We start from the raw sequence: 20,797 nt of genomic DNA on the forward strand, positions 1-20,797 counted from the left end.
ACTTTTAGCCATGTTGCCCAAAGTCAATATTGTGTAAATTGATGTAGCGACTAACAAGGAGCAACATACGCCTTTATAGACTCTACAACGTGTTAATTCAATTTTATAAACAAACGATATGACCATTACGAATAGTGAACTGATGATTATCATCAACAAACTGCGCATAACCCATAATTTTAAAGCTAGCGGGATCAGCGTGTTCCACTCTTTTTTCGCGAAAGTAGACATTATTTTTATCAACGGACACGTTATTACCTATCACTTTAAATGAGGAGACATCCGCATCCATGATTTCACTATCAATAAAAAACACTCGCAGATTATCAACCACGTAGACTTCATCAAGAAATACGGTTTCATCAGCATTTAAAGGTAAACGGTGCTGATTATGATAAATACCTTGATTGTCTCGTTGAAAAAACCGAGTACTCAGTTGATACGAAGATGCCTCTGCACCAGTTAAATAATGTGTTTTATAATAAACATGGCGGTTATCTTTCACAATGTCATCATTAAGTATCTTCATATTACTTACTTCAATATCAAGACGGGTTGACTGGTAATAAAGTGTGTTGTTGTCGTGAATAAAATTATGATTTAAAATCGTAACGTCAAGAGGATTAAGTTCAGGGAGTTTTTCTTGATTACAAAAAACAGCTTTTTTATCACGCGAAAAGCCATACTCTAATACCTCAAAGGTATCAGGATCAGCATCTTGTATCGCTAACTCTTGAAAATACACTGTATCAGGCGTTTTTAAAAAACATTCATCTATAAGTACAATATTCTCGGTATTAATATCAAAGATGGTATCTACTATTTCAAAATCATTATCAAAAATATAGACATTACTTTTATCTTTAAAGCGATTGTCATCAAGGGCTTCAAACGTATTTGGGTCGCCTTTATCAAGTAATTCTTGTTGGTAAAATAGTCGATCAGCACAGGCATAGAATGGAAAAATCAGCAGATGCCACCCTTTTGCATTTGCACCAGCAATAATGCCTCTATTTGAGATGATTTTATCATCCACTCTTAATAATAATTCATCAAAAATTTCTGCTGTTTCGTAACCCCCTTTATAAACTACCTCATCTTTATAATAAATATGGGTTTCATCTTTCGCCCAAGTACAATTGATTGAAGAAAAAGAAGCTAAATCAGCGTCAAACGGATGTTCTTTATCAGCCCAATACAGGGTATCGTTTACGGCAAAGTAATCATTATCGTAATCAACAAATACATCATCACACTGGGCTATTTGTGTAATATTTAGAAAGTCAGTATAAATGCCGTTTTTATCACCAACAAAACTTTGTGAAATATAATAGAAACTCTCAGCATCAAATAGAGCAATACGTAGCCCTGAGCGATAAACCCAGTTTTTATCAGCCGAATAACGTCCATGAATAATGCGAAAAGATGCCAAGTCTGCACCGATAATGGCTTCACCAAAATAATAAACTGTTTGCTTGTCTTTACTATATTGTTGATATGCATCTTGTTCTTTACCATCAATCACGATAAATGATTTAGCATCCGCACCTTTAATAATCTTTGAAAATTCATAAACATGATTTTTATCTTTTGCTAAAGTCGTGGTGATCACCTCAAACGTCGCAGCATCCGCTTGCGAAATAACATCTGCACCACATACAACAACATGATTATCTTTTGCATAATTAAAATGTAAAACCTTAAAGTCTGCTAACGTTAATTGAGGTACTGGCCTGTCGTAGTAATATAGCTTTTCGCCGTCTTGCGTGAATCCCGTTTCTTCCTGTACAAAATATGAAAATTCAAGCTCATGCATAGCAAGTGGATATTCTTTTGCATCAATTTCAAGAATAAAGCTTGAGTCATCATTTTGCTTTAGCTGGGCTTTGCAGCCATTAAGCTTACTAAAGTGGTAACGCTTTTTTGTGGTTGGCATTTGGCTCAAGTCAGTATTTATTTTTTTTCCATAAAGCTGCCCGTCAATATAAGTGTATTGTACTGCATCTTTATCATCACAAGGCTCAAATACTAATCCGTCTCGGGTGCGCAAGCAGGTTTGCCCAGTAATCCAATAATAGCCTAACGTTGTCGGAGAAAAATCAATAATAGAGCCATTGTCACTTTCATAAAGCACACAATCTTCAGACTCAATGATGATCTCTAAAGGCAGTGATGGCTCAAAAACATTACCCGTTGCCATACTGACAAACACATTATCAAACAAATCTAAGCGCTGATGGTATTGCGCTTGAAAATAATATTTCATATAACTCCTTTTATTAAACTTTCTTTGCTCATAGCTATAAAAGGCAGAGTTATATGCTGGGATATATACTTATTCAGAGGGTTTTCCTTAATCAGCGTATTAAAAACTGGCTTGAATAGTCAAAGCCTCTCACACTCGAAGATTATCTAGCTATAAGAGGTAGTAATCAATCGCGTATCAGTAATGACTTAAGTTCATGTGGCTGGCAGCGCAAGTATTGCGGCGCGGCTTGTATTGTAACTCCGAGCTCCGCTGCTGCATGCCAAGGCCAACGCGGGTTATAAAGAATACCACGTGCCAACGCAATCGCATCAGCTTTACCTTCGCAGATAATATCTTCAGCTTGTTGAGCTTGAGTAATTAAGCCTACAGCAATAACCGGCATAGAAACGTTATTACTTATTGCATCGGCAAAACCAACTTGATAATTAGGGGCAACTTTAATTTGCTGCTGTGCAGTCAAGCCGCCACTTGATACGTGTATATAATGGCAACCACGAGCGTCTAAAGCTTGAGAAAATACGATACTTTGCTCGATATCCCAGCCATTATCAGCCCAATCACTTGCACTTATACGTACACCAATCATGAAATCATGTGGTAAAGCAGCCTTTATAGCATCAAATATTGCCAAGGGTAGGCGCATGCGGTTCTCTAATGAGCCGCCAAATTGATCTGAACGCTGATTACTAAGCGGTGATAAAAATTGGTGCAGTAAATAGCCATGAGCTGCATGAAGTTCTATGCCAGAAAAACCAGCTTTATGGGCACGTTGAGCACTTTTCACAAACTGAGTAATTAATCGTCCAATATCGTCTTGCGTCATTGCTTTTGGTAAAGGAGCTTCATCTGAAAAAGCAAGTTCACTCGGAGCAATAGTTTGCCAACCGTTCTTTATTGCTGGAGCGATAGGCGCACCGCCATTCCAAGGTAATTCAGTTGACGCTTTACGACCTGCATGACCAATCTGCATCACCATCGGAATGTTAGAGTATTGACCTACATTAGATACGACTTCACGCCAAGCTTGCTCACATTCGTCGCTATAAATACCTGAATCGGCGTAAGAGATTCTTCCTTCAGGGGATACAGCGCTCGCTTCAACAATCAATAAGCCAGCACCGGATTGCGCGAGCATACCATAATGTTGATGATGCCAAGGTTGCACCTTGCCTTCTTCTGCGGCATACATACACATGGGAGCAATAATAATGCGGTTTTTGAGTGTTATCGGACCTAATTCTAGTGGGCTAAATAATTTTACCATGGAAAATTCTCAAATAATGAATGTGCAGAAAATCACAAATATAATGTACTAATCATTCTACACCCAAGGTTAGGGGCATACCCAAGCTCATTGAATGTGAAAGTATGATGATATACCGAAGAGCTATCAGGAAAAACTTTGTACAAAAAAAGCGAGCCTAATTTGGCTCGCTTTTTTGTTTTAAACTAACGGCTGATAGCTGACCGCTTCACTTACTCCGGCTCATACCCCAAATTAGGCGATAACCATCTTTCCGCTTCTTCTAGCGTCATGTTGGTTCGTTGAGCGTAATCTTCAACCTGATCCTTTTGTACTGCCGCTACGGCGTAGTATTTAGCCTCAGGGTGAGAGAAGTACCAGCCTGATACCGCAGCACCGGGCCACATGGCGTATGAGCTGGTGAGCTGCATGCCAATGCGCTTTTCAGTATCGAGTAGTTGCCAGATTTTCTTCTTCTCAGTGTGCTCTGGACATGCTGGGTAACCGGGTGCTGGGCGAATACCTTGATAGTTTTCACGAATAAGATCTTCATTCGCAAGGTTTTCGTCTGGGGCAAAACCCCAATATTCTTTACGCACTTGTTCGTGTAAGTACTCAGCAAAGGCTTCGGCGAGTCTATCTGCCACCGCTTTTACCATTATTTTGTTGTAGTCATCTTGCTGTGCATCGAACGCATCAGCTAAGTCGTCTTCTTCAAGACCGCCGGTTACCGCAAATGCACCAAAGTAATCAGGCGTGCCTTTCGGAGCGATATAATCAGCTAAGCAGTAGTTAGCAAAGTCGGTTTTTTCTGTTTGCTGACGTAAATGGCACGATGTGGTTAATAGTTCAGAGCGAGTTTCGTCTGTGTATATTTCAATATCGTCACCCACGCGATTAGCTGGGAATAAACCAATTACGCCAAGCGGTTGCAAACTGCCTGACTTTTCAAGATCGTCTAACATGTCGTTGGCGTCTTTAAATAAGCTTTGCGCCTGCTCGCCAACCACTTCGTCGGTCATTATGCGCGGATATTTACCGGCGATTGACCAGGTCATAAAGTATGGCGTCCAGTCTATGTATTTACGTAAAGTGGCTATCGAGATATTTTTAAACTCTGTCACGCCCAGCTTTTTCGGCACCGGTGGAGTGTAATTATCCCAATCAAGCTTGGCGGCGTTGTCGCGGGCACGTTGAATAGTAACCGGTTTTGAGCGTGGTTTTTTACGCGCTTGTTGCTCGCGTACTTTGACGTATTCGGTACTGGTTTTTGCTAAAAATTCAGCTTTATGCTCTTTCGACAATAAGTTAGAAACTACGCCTACAGCGCGACTGGCGTTATTTACATACACCACGCCTTTGTCATATTGTGGCTCGATTTTAACGGCAGTATGCGCTTTTGAGGTAGTCGCGCCACCAATCAATAGCGGTAGTTCAAAACCACGGCGTTTCATTTCTTTGGCAACATGCACCATTTCATCAAGCGATGGTGTAATCAGCCCTGATAAACCAATGATATCGGCTTTTTCATCAATCGCGGTTTGCAGTATTTTATCTGCAGGCACCATTACGCCTAAATCGATAACTTCATAGTTATTACATTGCAGTACTACGCCAACAATATTTTTACCAATATCATGTACGTCACCTTTAACGGTGGCCATCACGATTTTACCGTTAGTAGCCCCTTCTTCTTTTTCTGCTTCAATGTAAGGGTCTAGGTAGGCCACTGCGCGCTTCATCACTCGCGCTGATTTAACGACTTGCGGTAAGAACATTTTACCTGCGCCAAATAAATCGCCTACCACATTCATGCCGTCCATTAACGGCCCTTCAATCACATGAATAGGTTTATCGGCAGCAGCACGGCATTCTTCGGTGTCTTCATCTATAAAGGTAGTAATGCCTTTAACAAGAGCATGTTCAAGGCGCTTTTCGACCGGCCAAGTACGCCATTCTAAATCCTCTACGCGTTCGGCTTGTGCCATGCCTGAGTATTTAGGTGCCAACTCAACTAAACGTTCACCTGCACCTGGATCGGTATTTAAAATAACGTCTTCAACGGCTTTTCGCAGCTCCGCTGGAATATCATCATACACAGCGAGTTGCCCTGCATTAACAATTCCCATATCCATACCCGCTTGAATTGCGTGATATAAAAATACTGAGTGAATAGCCTCTCGCACGGGGTTATTCCCACGAAACGAGAACGATACATTCGACACCCCACCCGACACTTTACAGTGTGGCAAGTTTTGCTTAATGCGACGTGTACCTTCAATAAATTCAACTGCGTAGTTGTCGTGCTCTTCAATACCGGTTGCTACCGCAAAGATGTTGGGATCGAAAATAATATCTTCTGGCGCAAAGCCAATTTCATCCACCAAAATGCGGTAACTACGCTGACAAATTTCAAACTTGCGATCGGCTGTATCTGCTTGGCCGTCGGTATCAAACGCCATAACCACTGCAGCGGCGCCAAAACGTTTAATAATTTTAGCTTGGCGAATAAATGGCTCTTCACCTTCTTTTAGCGAGATTGAGTTTACAATTGCCTTGCCTTGAATACACTTTAAGCCCGCTTCAATGACTTCCCACTTAGAAGAGTCGACCATAATTGGCACGCGAGAAATATCAGGCTCGGAGGCAATCAAATTTAAAAATTTCACCATGGCGGCTTTTGAGTCCAGCATGGCTTCATCCATGTTGATATCAATAACCTGTGCGCCGTTTTCTACTTGCTCGCGGGCAACATTAAGCGCGGTCTCGTAATCTTCTTCCATGATCAAACGTTTGAACATGGCTGAGCCGGTCACATTGGTACGTTCGCCAACGTTGGTAAATACTGCTATTTTTTGTGTCATCTCGGCTACCTTAGTTTAAATTACACGCTTCAAGGCCTGATAAGCGCATACGCACTTCAAGCTCTGGCAATAGGCGAGGTTTAACACCTTCAAGCCCTTTCGAAAATGCCCTGATGTGTGCAGGTGTGGTACCACAACAACCGCCAACAATATTGATAAAGCCAGACTTGCCCCAATCGATAATTTCTTGAGCCATTTCAGGTGCTTCTAAATCATATTCCCCAAACTCGTTCGGTAAACCAGCATTGGGGTGAACAGAGACAAAGGTTTCGCAAACACGCGATAGTTCTTCTACATATTGGCGCAATAAATCTGGACCTAGCGCGCAGTTCAAGCCAATTGAAATTGGCTTTATATGACGAATAGAATTATAAAATGCTTCGGTGGTTTGCCCTGACAGCGTACGGCCCGAGGCATCGGTTATGGTGCCAGAGATCATCACAGGCAACTTGCGCCCTGCTTGTTCAAACGCTTCTTCAACCGCGAATGAAGCCGCTTTTGCATTAAGCGTATCAAAAATTGTTTCTATCAAAATTAAATCAACACCACCTTCCATTAAAGCAAGGGTTGATTCAACATACGCGGTGACTAACTTATCAAACGTGACATTGCGATAACCCGGGTCGTTCACATCCGGTGAGATTGAACAGGTTTTTGAGGTTGGCCCTAAAACACCCGCAACATAGCGTGGTTTTGCTGGATTTTTAGCAGTAAACTCATCACAAATACTGCGTGCTAATTTAGCTGACTCTAAGTTTACTTCACGGCTGATGCTGGCCATATCGTAATCTTCCATCGAAATTGTAGTCGAATTAAATGTGTTGGTTTCGATAATATCGGCACCTGCACTTAAAAAGCCACGATGAATATCAGCAATAATTTTTGGTTGTGTGATGCTTAATAAATCATTATTACCTTTAATTAGCACATGCCAGTCTTTAAAGCGCTCGCCACGGTAATCGTGTTCTTCTAATTTGTGTTCTTGGATCATGGTACCCATAGCACCATCAAGAATTAAAATACGCTGTTTTAACGCTTCAATTAACTCGGCGCTTTTGTTTTCTAAATTATTCGGCATAGTTGTTAGTCCTTACGGCTTGGCTAACTAAATTAATATCATAGGGTGTGGTTTGGTACACATAATAATTTAACCAATTCGAAAACAGTAAAAAGGCATGGCTTTGCCAAGTTTTCGACGGTTCGTTATCTGGGTTGTTATCTGGAAAGTAATTTTCAGGCAATGGCGCATCAGGGCCTTTTTCTAAATCGCGCTGATATTCGCCTTTTAAAGTGTCTGCATCATACTCAGGATGCCCGGTAATATACACTTGGCTGCCGGATTTGTTTTTTATTAAGTAAGCGCCTACTTGCTCTGAACCTGCCAGCACCACTAAGTCATCACAAGCGTTAATTTTTTCAATATCAATATGACCATAACGTGAGTGCGGCACTACAAAGGTATCGTCAAAACCACGCGTTAAGGCTCCATGTTCAAAGTAACACTTATGGGTAAACACACCACAGAGCTTATTTTCTTTTAGTTCACGCTTTAGATTATAATGATGAAATAAACCCGCGTGAGCCGCCCAACACGAAAATAATGTTGAGGTTACATGCTGCTCCGCCCAATCTAAAATTACTTTTAGTTCATCCCAGTAGGCTACATCGTCATATTCTAAATGTGCCAATGGTGCGCCGGTAATGAGTAATGCATCGTAATTGTTGTCTTTCACTTCAGAGAAATAACGGTAAAAAGTGTCTAAATGCTGCTCTGAATTGCTACTGCTGCGATGAGTGTCTAAACGTAGAAGCTCTACATTCACTTGTAAGGGTGAATTAGCGAGCAAACGAATAAATTGCACCTCGGTTTCTACCTTATTAGGCATTAAGTTTAAAATCGCCAAGCGCATCGGACGGATCTCTTGGGTTTTAGCGCGGCTTTTTGGCATTACGAATACGTTTTCTTGACGTAACTTCGCAATTGCGGGCAATTCATCTTTAACGGTAATAGGCATACTCATCTCCAAGGCATAATTAACCAATGGCTAATTATGAACGGATAGCTGGAAATTTCAACCTCTAGATGTTTAGATGTCCAAATGAATTTAATTCGTTACCCTATTTGTTCAAAACACACAGCCAACTTTGCTGTTTCGTTGACTGTTTCACCTTTGAGCCACTACAATACAACATTGAAATTTTTATTATTATTTGAAGGCTCCTTCCATGGTTTTACCTGATAAGTTTATTTTCTCGATGAGTCGAGTATCTAAGGTTGTGCCACCTAAGCGCACTATCTTAAAAGATATCTCTTTGCATTTTTTTCCTGGCGCTAAAATTGGTGTACTTGGTTTAAACGGCTCTGGTAAATCGACATTACTGCGCATTATGGCCGGTCTTGATCAAGAGTTTGAAGGTGAGGCGTTTCCTCAACCAGGCACTAAAATTGGTTACTTACCACAAGAGCCGATCTTAGATGAAAGTAAAACAGTTCGTGAAACAGTGGAAGAAGCCGTTAGCGAAGTTAAAAACGCATTAAATCGTCTTGACGAAGTGTATAACGAATACGCGATGGACGGTGCTGACTTTGACGCACTTGCCAAAGAGCAAGGCGAGCTTGAAGCAATTATTCAAGCCCACGACGGTCATAACATCGACAACGTATTAGAACGCGCCGCAGATGCCCTGCGTTTACCTGAATGGGATGCTAAAATTGAATTCCTATCCGGTGGTGAGCGCCGCCGTGTCGCTATCTGCCGTTTATTGCTTGAAAAACCAGATATGCTTATTCTTGATGAACCGACTAACCACTTGGATGCAGAATCAGTTGCATGGTTAGAACGCTTCTTACATGATTATGAAGGTACTGTTGTGGCGGTAACCCATGACCGTTACTTCCTTGATAATGTTGCAGGTTGGATCTTAGAGCTTGACCGTGGTGAAGGTATTCCATGGGAAGGTAACTACTCTTCTTGGCTTGAGCAAAAAGATGCGCGTCTGCAGCAAGAGCAAAAATCTGAAAAAGCGCGTCAAAAATCAATTGCGCAAGAGCTTGAGTGGGTACGTTCAAACCAAAAAGGCCGTCAAGCTAAGTCAAAAGCGCGTATGTCGCAATTTACTGAAATGCAGCAGTCTGATTATCAAAAACGTAATGAAACCAATGAGCTATTCATTCCTCCTGGTCCACGTTTAGGGGATCAAGTTATCGAAGTTAAAAACTTGAAGAAGAGCTTTGGCGATCGCGTGTTAATTGATGATTTAAGCTTTACCGTACCTAAAGGTGCGATTGTTGGTATTATTGGTGCCAATGGTGCGGGTAAATCAACACTGTTTAAAATGCTCAGCGGTGAAGATAAGCAAGACAGCGGCGAAATTAGCTTAGGTGAAACGGTTGAACTAGCAACAGTTGATCAGTTCCGTGGCAATATGGATGACAGCAACACTGTTTTCCAAGAAATTTCAAACGGTCAAGATGTGCTGAAAATTGGTAACTTTGAATTCCCAAGCCGCGCGTATGTTAGTCGCTTTAACTTCAAAGGGAACGATCAGCAAAAATTTGTTAAAGACCTCTCTGGTGGTGAGCGTAACCGTTTACACTTAGCAAAACTATTAAAAGCCGGTGGTAACGTTATCCTGCTGGATGAGCCAACCAATGATTTGGACGTGGAAACATTACGTGCCCTTGAAAATGCGATTTTAGAATTCCCTGGCTGTGTTATGTGTATCTCGCATGACCGCTGGTTCCTAGACCGTATTGCTACACATATTCTTGATTACCGTGACGAAGGCCAAATTAACTTCTTCGATGGTAACTACACTGAATATGAAGAGTGGCTTAAAAAGACCTTAGGTTCTGCTGCCACACAACCTAAGCGTATTAAGTACAAAAAGATAGGTTAAGTTCTAGGTTCTAAATATCTTTCAAGCCCTGCATTTATGTGGGGCTTTTTATTTTTGAAAGAAATAAACGCTTACGCCTTTCTAGTTAAGTATCTTCACTTTACAAAAAAGTCATCATGAAATACTTATTCGCACTGATTTTAGTGAGCACGAGCTTATTAAGTTTCGCCGCTGAGCCGCAACAAATAACCAAGCTACCTGCTTTTACCTTAACTATGGCCGACGGTAGTCAGATCAAAACAGATGATTTAATTGGCAAACCGTATATTTTACATTTTTGGACGACGTGGTGTCCGTACTGTAAAAAACTACAACCGGGACTTGATAAAATCCACCAACAATATAAACAATATGGGTTACAAGTTATTGCAGTGAGTTTTCGTGAAGACGAAGACGCTAACCCTGCGCAATCGCTAATTGAGCGCGGTCATAATTTTAAAACGGCCATAAAAGCCGATGCAATTGCAACCCAACTTGGCATTCGTGGTACACCTACTACTTTATTTATCAATAGACAGGGCCAACTGAGCTGGGCTACCACCACTTCGGATCCAAATGATCCTAGTTTGCTCGAACATGCAGCTAAACTTGCTACAAGCGAGTAAAAAACACGCTATACTCAAGCTAATGCAATTAAAAGGAGTAATTATGGAAAACCGTCGACATTACACGCGTATTTTATTTTCAACCCCTGCGCATTTGACCAATAATACCCATAGTTATCCGTGCCAATTGCTTGATATATCATTAAATGGTGCGTTAATTAGCCGCAGTGATGACTTTGATTTTGCAAAAAACAGCAATGCTATTTTGGCTTTTAAACTACCACAAAGCGATATTATCATCGCGATGACAGTGACTATTTGCCATATCGAGCAGCAACATATCGGCTTAAAGTGCACTCATATCGATATTGATAGTATTACTCATTTAAAACGCTTAATTGAATTGAACCTCGCAGATGATGATTTGCTACACCGTGAGCTTGAGTGTTTGATCCATTGAATGAGCAAGTAACTGGATTGCAGTTATCCAGTAGGTTACCCTAGGCACAAATTAATAAAATAATCTCCCTATGGCGCTAAATCCACATCTACCACTGGTTTACCATCCCAACTATTCGTTTAACTTTGACCCTAACCACCGGTTTGTTATGAGTAAGTTTGCTAATTTGTACAAGCAAGTCAAAGCGCTGGGATTAATTAATAACAACCTTATCACACCAACATTAGGAACTGCAGAGCCACTTAAAATAGTGCATTGCGAGAGCTACATTGATGATTTATGGCATAATCAGTTAGATGAAAAAGCCATGCGACGTATTGGCTTACCTTGGTCTGAGCAGCTAATAGCGCGTACTTTTACCGCCCCATTGGGCACCCTACAAACCGCCAGTTTAGCCCTTGAACACGGTGTTGCTTGCCATTTAGCTGGCGGTACACACCATGCTCACAGCGACTTTGGCTCAGGTTATTGTATGGTCAACGACTTAGCCTTTACTGCGCAAACGCTAATTCAATCAGGCGAAGTAACCAATGTATTAGTTTTTGACTTAGACGTACACCAAGGCGATGGCACCGCCGCCATGTTGCAACACCAACCTTATGCATATACTTGCTCGACTCATTGTGAAAAGAACTTTCCATTTCGTAAATCAGCCAGCGATCTCGACATTGGTTTAGCCAACAATATGCAAGACGATGAATACTTAGGTATTGTTGATGATACCTTGAGTTTTCTACTCAAAGAACTCAACCCTGATTTAGTACTTTATGATGCTGGTGTCGATATTTGGCAACAAGATGGCCTAGGCAAACTTGATATTAGCTGGCAAGGCATTGAAAAACGAGATCACTTGGTTCTTAAACGCTGTCTTGAAAACAATACACCAGTGGCAACCGTGATTGGCGGAGGTTATGACAGAGATCACCTGCGCTTAGCAAAACGCCACGCCATTGTTGTAGAGCAAGCTGCGCGTTTTTAAGCAGAGTATAAAACTGCTAAAACAGTATTTTTGACTACACTTTAAATTCATACCTTTATTGAGATCATTATGCGACTGTTGTTTATTATGTTACTTGCATTTATGTCGAGTATTGCCACTGCCGAAGAGGAGGCAGTAAAAGAAGAACTTCCCCCTATCAATCCAGCTTACGAAGCCGAGCATGCCATGATCCTCGTTAATCAAGGCCCACGTATTTTTGCTGCGAATTTACCTACCTATAAGCTACCTCACGATGTGCAGTTGGTTTATAAGATTGAAAACCCTGATGTGGCATTTTTAAATGTAGTCAGAGGTGCAGAGCTGGTAACCATCAAGCCCAAACCTTTTAATATTCAACGTTTAATGCGCGGCGAAGAACTCACAATCACAGCCGACGTGTATGAAGGTGATTATAGAAATGGCGGTAGTTTAATTTATGAAAATAGAACAATTGTTTTCAATAAACTACTTTACGCACGCGAGCTTAATGAGTTAAGCCCAGCATCAAAATGGCAGCAATACGACATGATCATGCTCAATGAAAATGAACGTATTTATATCCATCAAATCACCCAAACACCGAGCTTTAACCATCTTATTTACGTCGATCTAACCAGTGCCTGTTTGCAAAAATTCCGCACTAGCAATCTCGTTCCGAGTGTAGGTGAGCTCACCTATAAATTTGTCAATTGCGGCACCTTAAAACCGCTCTATTTTGATAGTGAAAGCTATCAGTAACTTTTCTATAGTAATAAAAATCAGATTCAATAAACCTGATTGATAATAATATCTAAACCTTGTTGCATGCTCTCGCTCGATTGCCCTGCAAAACCAAGCCGAGCATAGCTATAGTTTATGGGTTTTAAGCTACGTACTGAGTTGCTAAAGTAAAACTCGGCTTCGGTTTGTAAGTAAACACTTTGCTTTGCTAAGTTTGCTTTTAAGTGCTGGGTGTTTTTATTAAAGTTAACCCACATCGCCATGCCGCCGTCGGGTTTTTTATATTCAATAGGAAAGCCATCAGCTTGTAACGCTGCTAAGTAAGAATCCATCGCTTCATAGCGCTGTTTATACAATTTAGTCATGCGTTTTAAATGGCGCTCAAAGCCGCCCTCTTTCATCCAGTGCGCGACTGCTAATTGCATGACTACATCGTTCTTATGGTTCATCAACTGCTTCCAGGCGGTTAATTGTGCTAATACTTCAGGCGCTGCGCAGATATAACCGATTCGAGCGGCTGAGAACATAATCTTTGAAAATGTCGATAGGTAAATAACGATGCCCGCGGGGTCATCGGCGGCCATGGGTTGTAATGGCTGACAGCGATAATGAAATTCATGATCGTAGTCATCTTCGATGATCATAACGTTATGAGCATAACACAGTTGATAAATTTGCAAGCGCCGCGTTGGCGATAAGGTCACGGTAGTTGGGTATTGGTGCAGCGGCGTTAAGTACAGCATTTTAATTGGATAACATTCCAGCTGGGCTTTTAAATCATCAACACATAAGCCTTCATCGTCTTGTTTTATATCAACCAATTGCGCGCCACAAGCTGCAAATGCTTGCCTTGCTGGCGGATAACCTAACGTTTCTACTGCGACAAAATCATCTTTTTTTATAAACGCTTTTGCGATTAAAAACAGTGCTTCTTGCGAGCCATTGCAGATCAATACGTCGCTTACGTTTAAATTACGCGCTTTGTATAAGTAATCACAAATATGAGCTTTTAATTGCTCGTTACCACTGACCTGCCCATAATGCAGTTGATTGATATCTAAGTGATTACACACATGGCTGACGGAGCGTTTAAATTCTTTTTGTGGGAAACTGGCAAGATCAGGCAAGCCACCAGCAAAGTTATATCTATATGCAGTTAAATCCATTCCAGCAGCAGGCACAGCCAATGTTTTAGCAAATTGATAAGGTTTTGCTTTCAGTATTGGAGTACTTGAGGTACTAACACTACTTTGAATGGGCAATGACTTGGTGATCCGATAACCTGAGCGCTGCTGAGATTCAAGCCAGCCTTCCGCTACTAATAATTGCAATGCATTCATCACTGTATGGCGATTGAGCTGATAAGTGTTTGCCATGACACGCGCCGAGCTGAGTTTTACCCCTGGCGCAAGCTTGCCTTGCATTATGGCACTGCGTATCGCGCTGGCCAGTTGCAAATATTTGGCAGGCTCTGACTCATCAAATTCAATAACTAACGGCTGCATTACGACTCCAAAAACACTCTAAACTGGTCTAGTTAAAAAGCTAAAACTGGTTGTTTATTACTGACCAAAGTAGCGTACCTTTGTTATTCATAAATAGCAAAATATGGGGCTTATCATGTTTACAAAACACATTCATCAAACCAATAAGCTGGCTTTAGAGCCACTGACACAAAACCACCTTGAGGGGCTATATCAAGCAGGCCAAGATCCACAAATATGGCGTTGGGTGTTAATGAATTACACTCAAACCCGTGCAATTCTCGATGATTGGTTTATCAATACAGCGCAGTTTAATGCCGAACAACAAATAGTCTACGCCATAGTTGATAAAGTAAGTAAGCAGGTGCTTGGTACCACACGTTTATTTAGGTTAGATAAACAAAATCGCAGCGCTGAGATTGGCCACACATTTATTGCTAAAAAGTGGCAACGTAGTTTTGTAAATACCCACGCTAAATACTTGCTACTGCAATATGCGTTCGAAGAATTAGGCTTAGTGCGTATTGCTTTTAATACCCATGAACAAAACCAAAAATCGCGTAATGCTATAGCACGCCTTGGCGCCCGCTTTGAAGGCATTAGTTATAAAGACAGGTTACTTGCCGATGGCTCATACCGAAACACCGCTCAGTTCAGTATTATAGACGAGCAATGGCCGACAATAAAATCTCAGTTAGAAGGAAAACTATAATGTACCCAGCGGCCCATTTTCAACAACATGATAGTAAGCAATTACAACAGTTAGTAAATAACTATCCACTGGCGACCATTTTAATGCCTAATACACAAAACCAACTCAATGATATATGCCGCGTGCCATTATTATATGACCCAGCTCGCGAAGTTTTTATCGGCCATGTGGCCAAATATAACCCCCTGTCATCATTTGATGGTCAATCAGTGAAGCTATTATTTAGTGGCGATGATTGCTATTTATCGCCCGCTTACGCACACAATAAAACCCTACCTAGTTGGCTTTATTCGAGTGTTTATGTGACAGCTAAAGTGCGTATTGTTAAAGACCAACAGCACAAAGAACAGATCATGCAACGACTAACCGATCACTTTGAGCAACACTTTACTGAGCACGCTACAGATAAATGGCAAATTAATGAGGTACCCGTACAGCAGCGCAAGGCAATGTATCAACAATTAAGTTTTATTGAATTTATTACCATTCATTGGCAGGGCAATTTTAAACTTAGTCAAAACAAGCCAGCTGAAATACGTGCAGCCATAAAGCAAAGTTTAATGTTAGCGGGGAAACTCAGTATTGCTGAGTTAATCAATTAGCGGTGCTATAAAAATGAAAAAAGGCTCCTCGGAGATCTTAGAGCCTTTGGTTAACTTTGGAATTAACTCGGTTTAGTAATTAGTTAAATGCAAGCAGATGCGGTGCAATATTTTGATAATCAACTGCCATAGCAATGCTCAAAGCAGTAATATTAAGGATTGAAAACGCAAACACTTGGCGCGCCCAACCACTAATATCAATGTTACGTCGATAACCTCTTAGCGCCATTAACAACCACCAAAAGCTAGTGGTGCAAGCAACGGCTAAAAACGCCATACCGGTATAACCGCCAATGGTTAATAACATCACTACTAACGCATATATGGCAATATACAAAACAATATGGTGCTTTGCTTTATCAATACCGTGCGCTACTGGCAGCACTGGAATACGTGCGGCTTGGTAGTCTTTATAGCGAAAAATAGCAATCGCGTATGAGTGTGGCATTTGCCATAAACTAAACATTACCAATAAAATCAATGCACCAATATCAAACTGTGCCGTCACGGCGCAATAACCAACGACTGGCGGTACAGCACCAGATAAGCTGCCTACAAATGTGCCATATACTGAGCGACGCTTCATATATAAGCTATAAACACCCACGTAAATAACATAACCAAACACAGCAAAAAACACTGCAATCCAGTTAGTAAAAATCACTAGTAGAGCAAAACCTAATACGCCAAGTGCTGTACCATGTAGCAAAGCAGTCTTGGCAGACATTTCGCCCGTTACAGTTACCCGTGTTCGCGTGCGCGCCATGCGAATATCAATATCACGGTCAATCACGTTATTGATTACGCAGCCTGAGGCTACTACCAGCGATAAACCAACTAATGTAGCAAGCATTAGCCAGCCATCAATATCACCACGCGAAGCAAGTAAAAAACCACCCGCAACCGAGATCACATTGCCCATAATAATACCGGGTTTAGTGACCTTTAAATAACGACGAAACATCTGCTGTCCCCTATTCTTTGCTTTTAACAATGTACTAGCTGGGGCTAGTACATCATCATGGCGTTCGATTCGTAGATGATCCACACCGACAGCCCTACCACCATCACGATGATCAGCGCACTGAAGATGAACGATAACGAACTGGCTTTACCGTCTTCGGTAGTAAAGTTCAGGTGCAAAAAGTATTTTAAGTGCACCCAAATTTGCACAATGGCCATCACCACAACACAGGCAAAGGTTGTTGGCTTTGATAAAGTGCCGCTCATTACCGCCCAAAATGGAATCGCCGTCAGTACAATTGATAAAACAAAACCAATTAAATAGTCTTTAACACTGCCATGTGAAGCATCACTATGGCCTTGTACGTGCAGTTCATCTAATACATGTGATTCACTATGACTCATTACATCACCCCCATTAAGTAAACAACGGTAAATACGCAAATCCACACCACATCTAAAAAGTGCCAGAACAAACTTAAACAACTTAAACGGGTGACAGTGGCTGGGTTTAAACCACGACGTGATACTTCAATCATCATCGTCGCCATCCAAATTAGGCCAGCGGTAACGTGCAGGCCATGCAAACCCACTAACGAGAAGAAAGAGGTTAAAAATGCGCTGCGCTGCGGGCCATTACCATGAGCAATTAAATGATGAAACTCATAGACTTCCATGGAGATAAACACCACGCCAAAAGCAAAAGTAATAGCCAACCAAATTAATGTAGCGGCCTTTTTCTGCGCATGGGCAGAGATCATCGCAAAACCAAAGGTGATACTACTCAGTAGTAACGCGGCGGTTTCGACCGCAACAAAGTCCAGTTCAAAAATATCTTTGCCAGATACGCCACCGGCAGTGTTCATATAAAGCACAGCGTAGGTTGCAAAAAATGAGGCAAATAACAAGCAGTCGGTCATTAGATAAAGCCAAAAACCAAATACCGTGTCACCACCAGTATCATGATGCTCGTGAGCATGGGCATCATGATTGATGATATTCATATCAGCAGGGATCGAACTCATGCGCTGAACTCCTTACCTTGGTTAAATGTTGTGGCACTGGCATTATGTGCACTTTCAATTTCAAGAATTTCTTCTGGTTGCACGTAGTAATCAACATCGCTGGTGTAACAGCGTTTAAAGAATACTGCGGCTCCAGCAATAACACCGACAATTGCCAACCACCAAATATGCCAGATCATGGCAAAACAGAATGTGGTAAAACAGGCACTCATCATCACCCCTGCCGCGGTATTTTTTGGCATATGGATAGGCGCGTAACTCGATTTTTGCTGATACGCTTGGCCTTTCTCTTTCATATCAGTCCAAGTATCGATATCGTGCACATGCGGTATCGTAGCGAAGTTATAGTATTGTGGCGGTGACGATGTTGACCACTCAAGCGTGTGACCATTCCACGGATCGCCAGTTGTATCTTTTAGTGCTTCACGGTTTTTAAAGCTGACAATAAGCTGAACAACTTGGAATAAGATACCGAACATAATGATCACTGCACCAACAAAAGCAATGTACAGCCAAATATTCCAATCTGGATTATTTGTGTGGTTTAAGCGACGCGTCATACCTAAGAAACCAAGTACGTATAACGGCATAAATGCAACAAAGAAACCAATTAACCAACACCAGAAAGACGCCTTGCCCCAACCTTCGTGAAGTTTAAAGCCCATTGCTTTAGGGAACCAAAATGCAAAACCAGCTAAGTAACCAAATACCGCACCACCGATGATAGTGTTATGGAAATGTGCAATTAGGAATAGGCTGTTGTGTAATACATAATCAGCACCCGGAATTGCCAGTAGTACCCCTGTCATCCCGCCTATGGTAAAGGTGACCATAAAGCCAAGTGTCCAAAGCACAGGAACTGAGATACGTAAACGACCACGGTAAATAGTAAATAACCAGTTAAACAATTTTACGCCGGTGGGCACCGCAATGACCATGGTCATTACGCCAAAGAAGGCGTTAACATTAGCACTAGACCCCATAGTGAAGAAGTGATGTAACCACACAACAAAGCCTAAGATAGAAATCGCGCCACTGGCATATACCATTGACTTATAACCAAATAAGCGTTTACCGGTAAAGGTAGAGATAACTTCAGAGAAAATACCAAACGCAGGTAAAATCAAGATATATACTTCAGGATGACCCCAAGCCCAGAACAGGTTGATGTACATCATGGCGTTACCGCCAGCTTCATTAGTAAAGAAATGGAAATCTAAATAACGGTCTAGGGTTAACATAGTCAACACTGCCGTTAAGATTGGGAATGATGCAGCAATTAAGATATTTGCCCATGTACATGTCCAGGTGAAAATAGGCATTTGCATTAAACGCATACCAGGGGCACGCATTTTAAACACAGTCACTAAAAAGTTTACCGCCGTTAATAGTGTACCAATACCTGATATTTGCAGCGCCCAAATATAATAATCGACCCCGACCCCAGGGCTGAAAGACATCTCCGATAGCGGCGGATACGCCACCCAACCTGTTTTCGCAAACTCACCACAGAACAATGAAATATTAATTAATATTGCACCACCTGCAGTTAACCAAAAACTTAAGTTATTTAAAAACGGAAATGCCACATCACGCGCACCAATTTGCAGCGGTAATACAATGTTCATTAAACCAATCATAAATGGCATTGCCATAAAGATGATCATGATCACCCCATGCGCGGTGAAGATTTGGTCATAATGCTCCGGCGGCAAATAGCCTGTGGCGCCACCTGTGGCTAACGCCAATTGTGCTCGCATCATAATGGCATCGGAGAAACCACGAAACAGCATGATCAAGGCAAGAATGATGTACATCACGCCTAAGCGCTTATGATCGATTGAGGTGATCCAGTCGTGCCATAGCACGCCCCATTTTTTATATTTTGTGACCAAAGCGGCAATCAATGCTGCTGCAATCACTACTACCGCCATTGTCACCATCAAAATAGGTTCATGGAACGGAATAGCATCTAATGTTAATTTTCCAAATAACGACATAATTATTCCTCACCCTCGCTGTGCATTGTGTGATTTGCATGGCCGCTATGCTCAGGCATTGCTTTGTGCATCTTGTTCATATCACCATGAGCCTGCATATATTTCATAACGATGGTGTGAAACAAGCCCTCTTCTACATCACCAAAATAGCTCACAGGGTTATTTTCACTCGGTTGCGCCAATGCATCATAATCCGCTTTAGAAAGCGTGTTTGGCTGGCTTTTCACCTTGTTTACCCACGTATCAAAGTCAGCTTGTGTTGGCGTAGCGATGGCATTAAATTTCATCCCCGTAAAGCCTGCACCGCTGTAGTTAGCTGAAAAACCTTTAAACGTACCCGGTTCATTAGCAATTAAATGCAGTTTGGTTTCCATGCCCGCCATTGAGTAGATTTGACTACCCAGTTGTGGGATGAAAAATGAATTCATGGTGCTTTCTGAGGTGATTTTATATTCCACAGGCACATTGGCTGGGAAAACCAATTCGTTCACCGTCGCAATACCTTGCTCAGGATAAATAAATAACCATTTCCAATTCAGCGACACGACTTCAACAGTCAAGTGCTTGCCTTTGCCTTCAAGAGGTTTATAAGGGTCAAGCTGTTGCGTTGATTGCCAAGTGATAACACCCAATACAATCACTATCACAATAGGAATGGCCCAGACAGCGGCTTCAATTTTTCCTGAGTGAGCCCATTTTGGCGCATAAATTTGCTGATCTTGGCCATCGCGATATTTCCAGGCGAAGTACAAGGTCATAACAATGACGGGAATAACCACTATGAGCATTAGCACGGTGGAAATAATGATCAGATTTTTTTCATCTATCCCAATTTGCCCTTTAGGATCAAGCACCCCGCCTTTACAGCCAGTTAGTGCGAGCACAGTTGTGCCCAGAGCAATATTACAGAGGTTTCGAATTAACAAAGGACTATCCTACAACCTAAAATTTGACGTGTGCTGCCTTACCCAAGAATACCAATAGGTCAGAACAACGGTTTAAACTATTCCTAGTCTGGCTTAAACGTGTAG

General features: G+C 41.6%; 18 protein-coding genes. 7 read left to right on the plus strand and 11 right to left on the minus strand.

Annotated features, from left to right (window positions below; translation table 11 throughout):
* Positions 1-103 precede the first annotated feature (103 nt).
* The 5 genes from H5201_RS13150 to metA all read right to left on the minus strand — a co-directional run bounded on the left by H5201_RS13150 (position 104) and on the right by metA (position 8,391).
* Positions 104-2,266, minus strand: a complete 2,163-nt coding sequence (locus H5201_RS13150) for a DKNYY domain-containing protein (protein WP_182784775.1) — start codon at positions 2,264-2,266, stop codon at positions 104-106.
* Positions 2,267-2,432: 166 nt separating this feature from the next.
* Positions 2,433-3,533: an NADH:flavin oxidoreductase/NADH oxidase gene (locus H5201_RS13155; RefSeq protein ID WP_182740792.1), complete on the minus strand. Its 1,101-nt coding sequence runs from the start codon at positions 3,531-3,533 to the stop codon at positions 2,433-2,435.
* Positions 3,534-3,745: 212 nt separating this feature from the next.
* Positions 3,746-6,376: a methionine synthase gene (metH, locus tag H5201_RS13160; protein WP_182784777.1), complete on the minus strand. Its 2,631-nt coding sequence runs from the start codon at positions 6,374-6,376 to the stop codon at positions 3,746-3,748.
* A 10-nt stretch (positions 6,377-6,386) separates the two neighbouring features.
* Complete coding sequence (locus tag H5201_RS13165; protein ID WP_149982019.1) at positions 6,387-7,454, minus strand: homocysteine S-methyltransferase family protein; 1,068 nt, start codon at positions 7,452-7,454, stop codon at positions 6,387-6,389.
* Positions 7,444-8,391 carry a homoserine O-succinyltransferase gene (gene metA / locus H5201_RS13170; protein WP_182784779.1) on the minus strand — a complete coding sequence of 316 codons (948 nt, stop codon included), beginning with the start codon at positions 8,389-8,391 and terminating at the stop codon, positions 7,444-7,446. Before metA ends, H5201_RS13165 begins: the two co-directional genes overlap by 11 nt.
* 211 nt (positions 8,392-8,602) lie before the next feature.
* Between metA and ettA the strand changes: the two genes are divergently transcribed.
* From ettA to H5201_RS13195, 5 genes are all read left to right on the plus strand, one after another.
* Positions 8,603-10,276 carry an energy-dependent translational throttle protein EttA gene (ettA, locus tag H5201_RS13175; protein ID WP_182784781.1) on the plus strand — a complete coding sequence of 558 codons (1,674 nt, stop codon included), beginning with the start codon at positions 8,603-8,605 and terminating at the stop codon, positions 10,274-10,276.
* A 116-nt stretch (positions 10,277-10,392) separates the two neighbouring features.
* Positions 10,393-10,881 (plus strand): TlpA disulfide reductase family protein, encoded by a 489-nt coding sequence (locus tag H5201_RS13180; protein WP_182784783.1) that lies wholly within the window; start codon positions 10,393-10,395, stop codon positions 10,879-10,881.
* 43 nt (positions 10,882-10,924) lie between these two features.
* Positions 10,925-11,281, plus strand: coding sequence for a PilZ domain-containing protein (locus tag H5201_RS13185; RefSeq protein ID WP_182784785.1), 357 nt, complete (start codon positions 10,925-10,927; stop codon positions 11,279-11,281).
* A 70-nt stretch (positions 11,282-11,351) separates the two neighbouring features.
* The gene (locus tag H5201_RS13190) at positions 11,352-12,260 is read left to right on the plus strand and encodes a histone deacetylase (RefSeq protein ID WP_182784787.1); all 909 of its coding nucleotides are present in this window, start codon (positions 11,352-11,354) and stop codon (positions 12,258-12,260) included.
* 69 nt (positions 12,261-12,329) lie between these two features.
* On the plus strand, positions 12,330-12,998 hold the full coding sequence (locus H5201_RS13195) for a hypothetical protein (protein WP_182784789.1): 669 nt from the start codon (positions 12,330-12,332) through the stop codon (positions 12,996-12,998).
* A gap of 26 nt (positions 12,999-13,024) precedes the next feature.
* Here H5201_RS13195 and H5201_RS13200 read toward each other — a convergent pair whose 3' ends face one another.
* Positions 13,025-14,485, minus strand: coding sequence for a PLP-dependent aminotransferase family protein (locus H5201_RS13200; RefSeq protein WP_182784791.1), 1,461 nt, complete (start codon positions 14,483-14,485; stop codon positions 13,025-13,027).
* A gap of 115 nt (positions 14,486-14,600) precedes the next feature.
* Here H5201_RS13200 and H5201_RS13205 point away from each other — a divergent pair, with 115 nt between their 5' ends.
* Together H5201_RS13205 and H5201_RS13210 are read left to right on the plus strand one after the other, a co-directional pair.
* The gene (locus tag H5201_RS13205) at positions 14,601-15,176 is read left to right on the plus strand and encodes a GNAT family N-acetyltransferase (protein WP_182784793.1); all 576 of its coding nucleotides are present in this window, start codon (positions 14,601-14,603) and stop codon (positions 15,174-15,176) included.
* A complete protein-coding gene (locus H5201_RS13210; RefSeq protein WP_182719155.1) occupies positions 15,176-15,778 on the plus strand; it encodes an FMN-binding negative transcriptional regulator in 603 nt (200 codons plus the stop codon). Before H5201_RS13205 ends, H5201_RS13210 begins: the two co-directional genes overlap by 1 nt.
* 79 nt (positions 15,779-15,857) lie before the next feature.
* Here H5201_RS13210 and cyoE read toward each other — a convergent pair whose 3' ends face one another.
* From cyoE to cyoA, 5 genes are read right to left on the minus strand one after another with little or no spacing between them, the layout of a single operon-like run.
* Positions 15,858-16,742, minus strand: a complete 885-nt coding sequence (cyoE, locus tag H5201_RS13215; RefSeq protein ID WP_064665626.1) for a heme o synthase — start codon at positions 16,740-16,742, stop codon at positions 15,858-15,860.
* Positions 16,743-16,786: 44 nt separating this feature from the next.
* On the minus strand, positions 16,787-17,146 hold the full coding sequence (gene cyoD, locus H5201_RS13220; RefSeq protein ID WP_182784795.1) for a cytochrome o ubiquinol oxidase subunit IV: 360 nt from the start codon (positions 17,144-17,146) through the stop codon (positions 16,787-16,789).
* On the minus strand, positions 17,146-17,766 hold the full coding sequence (cyoC, locus tag H5201_RS13225) for a cytochrome o ubiquinol oxidase subunit III (protein WP_182784797.1): 621 nt from the start codon (positions 17,764-17,766) through the stop codon (positions 17,146-17,148). The genes cyoD and cyoC overlap by 1 nt, the downstream gene beginning before the upstream one ends.
* Positions 17,763-19,766, minus strand: a complete 2,004-nt coding sequence (gene cyoB / locus H5201_RS13230; protein ID WP_182784800.1) for a cytochrome o ubiquinol oxidase subunit I — start codon at positions 19,764-19,766, stop codon at positions 17,763-17,765. The genes cyoC and cyoB overlap by 4 nt, the downstream gene beginning before the upstream one ends.
* Before the next feature lie 2 nt (positions 19,767-19,768).
* On the minus strand, positions 19,769-20,692 hold the full coding sequence (cyoA, locus tag H5201_RS13235) for a ubiquinol oxidase subunit II (protein ID WP_182784801.1): 924 nt from the start codon (positions 20,690-20,692) through the stop codon (positions 19,769-19,771).
* Positions 20,693-20,797 lie beyond the last annotated feature (105 nt).

The sequence above is a fragment of the Pseudoalteromonas sp. SG43-6 genome, assembly GCF_014164365.1.
In the GTDB taxonomy this organism is placed as follows: domain Bacteria; phylum Pseudomonadota; class Gammaproteobacteria; order Enterobacterales; family Alteromonadaceae; genus Pseudoalteromonas; species Pseudoalteromonas rhizosphaerae.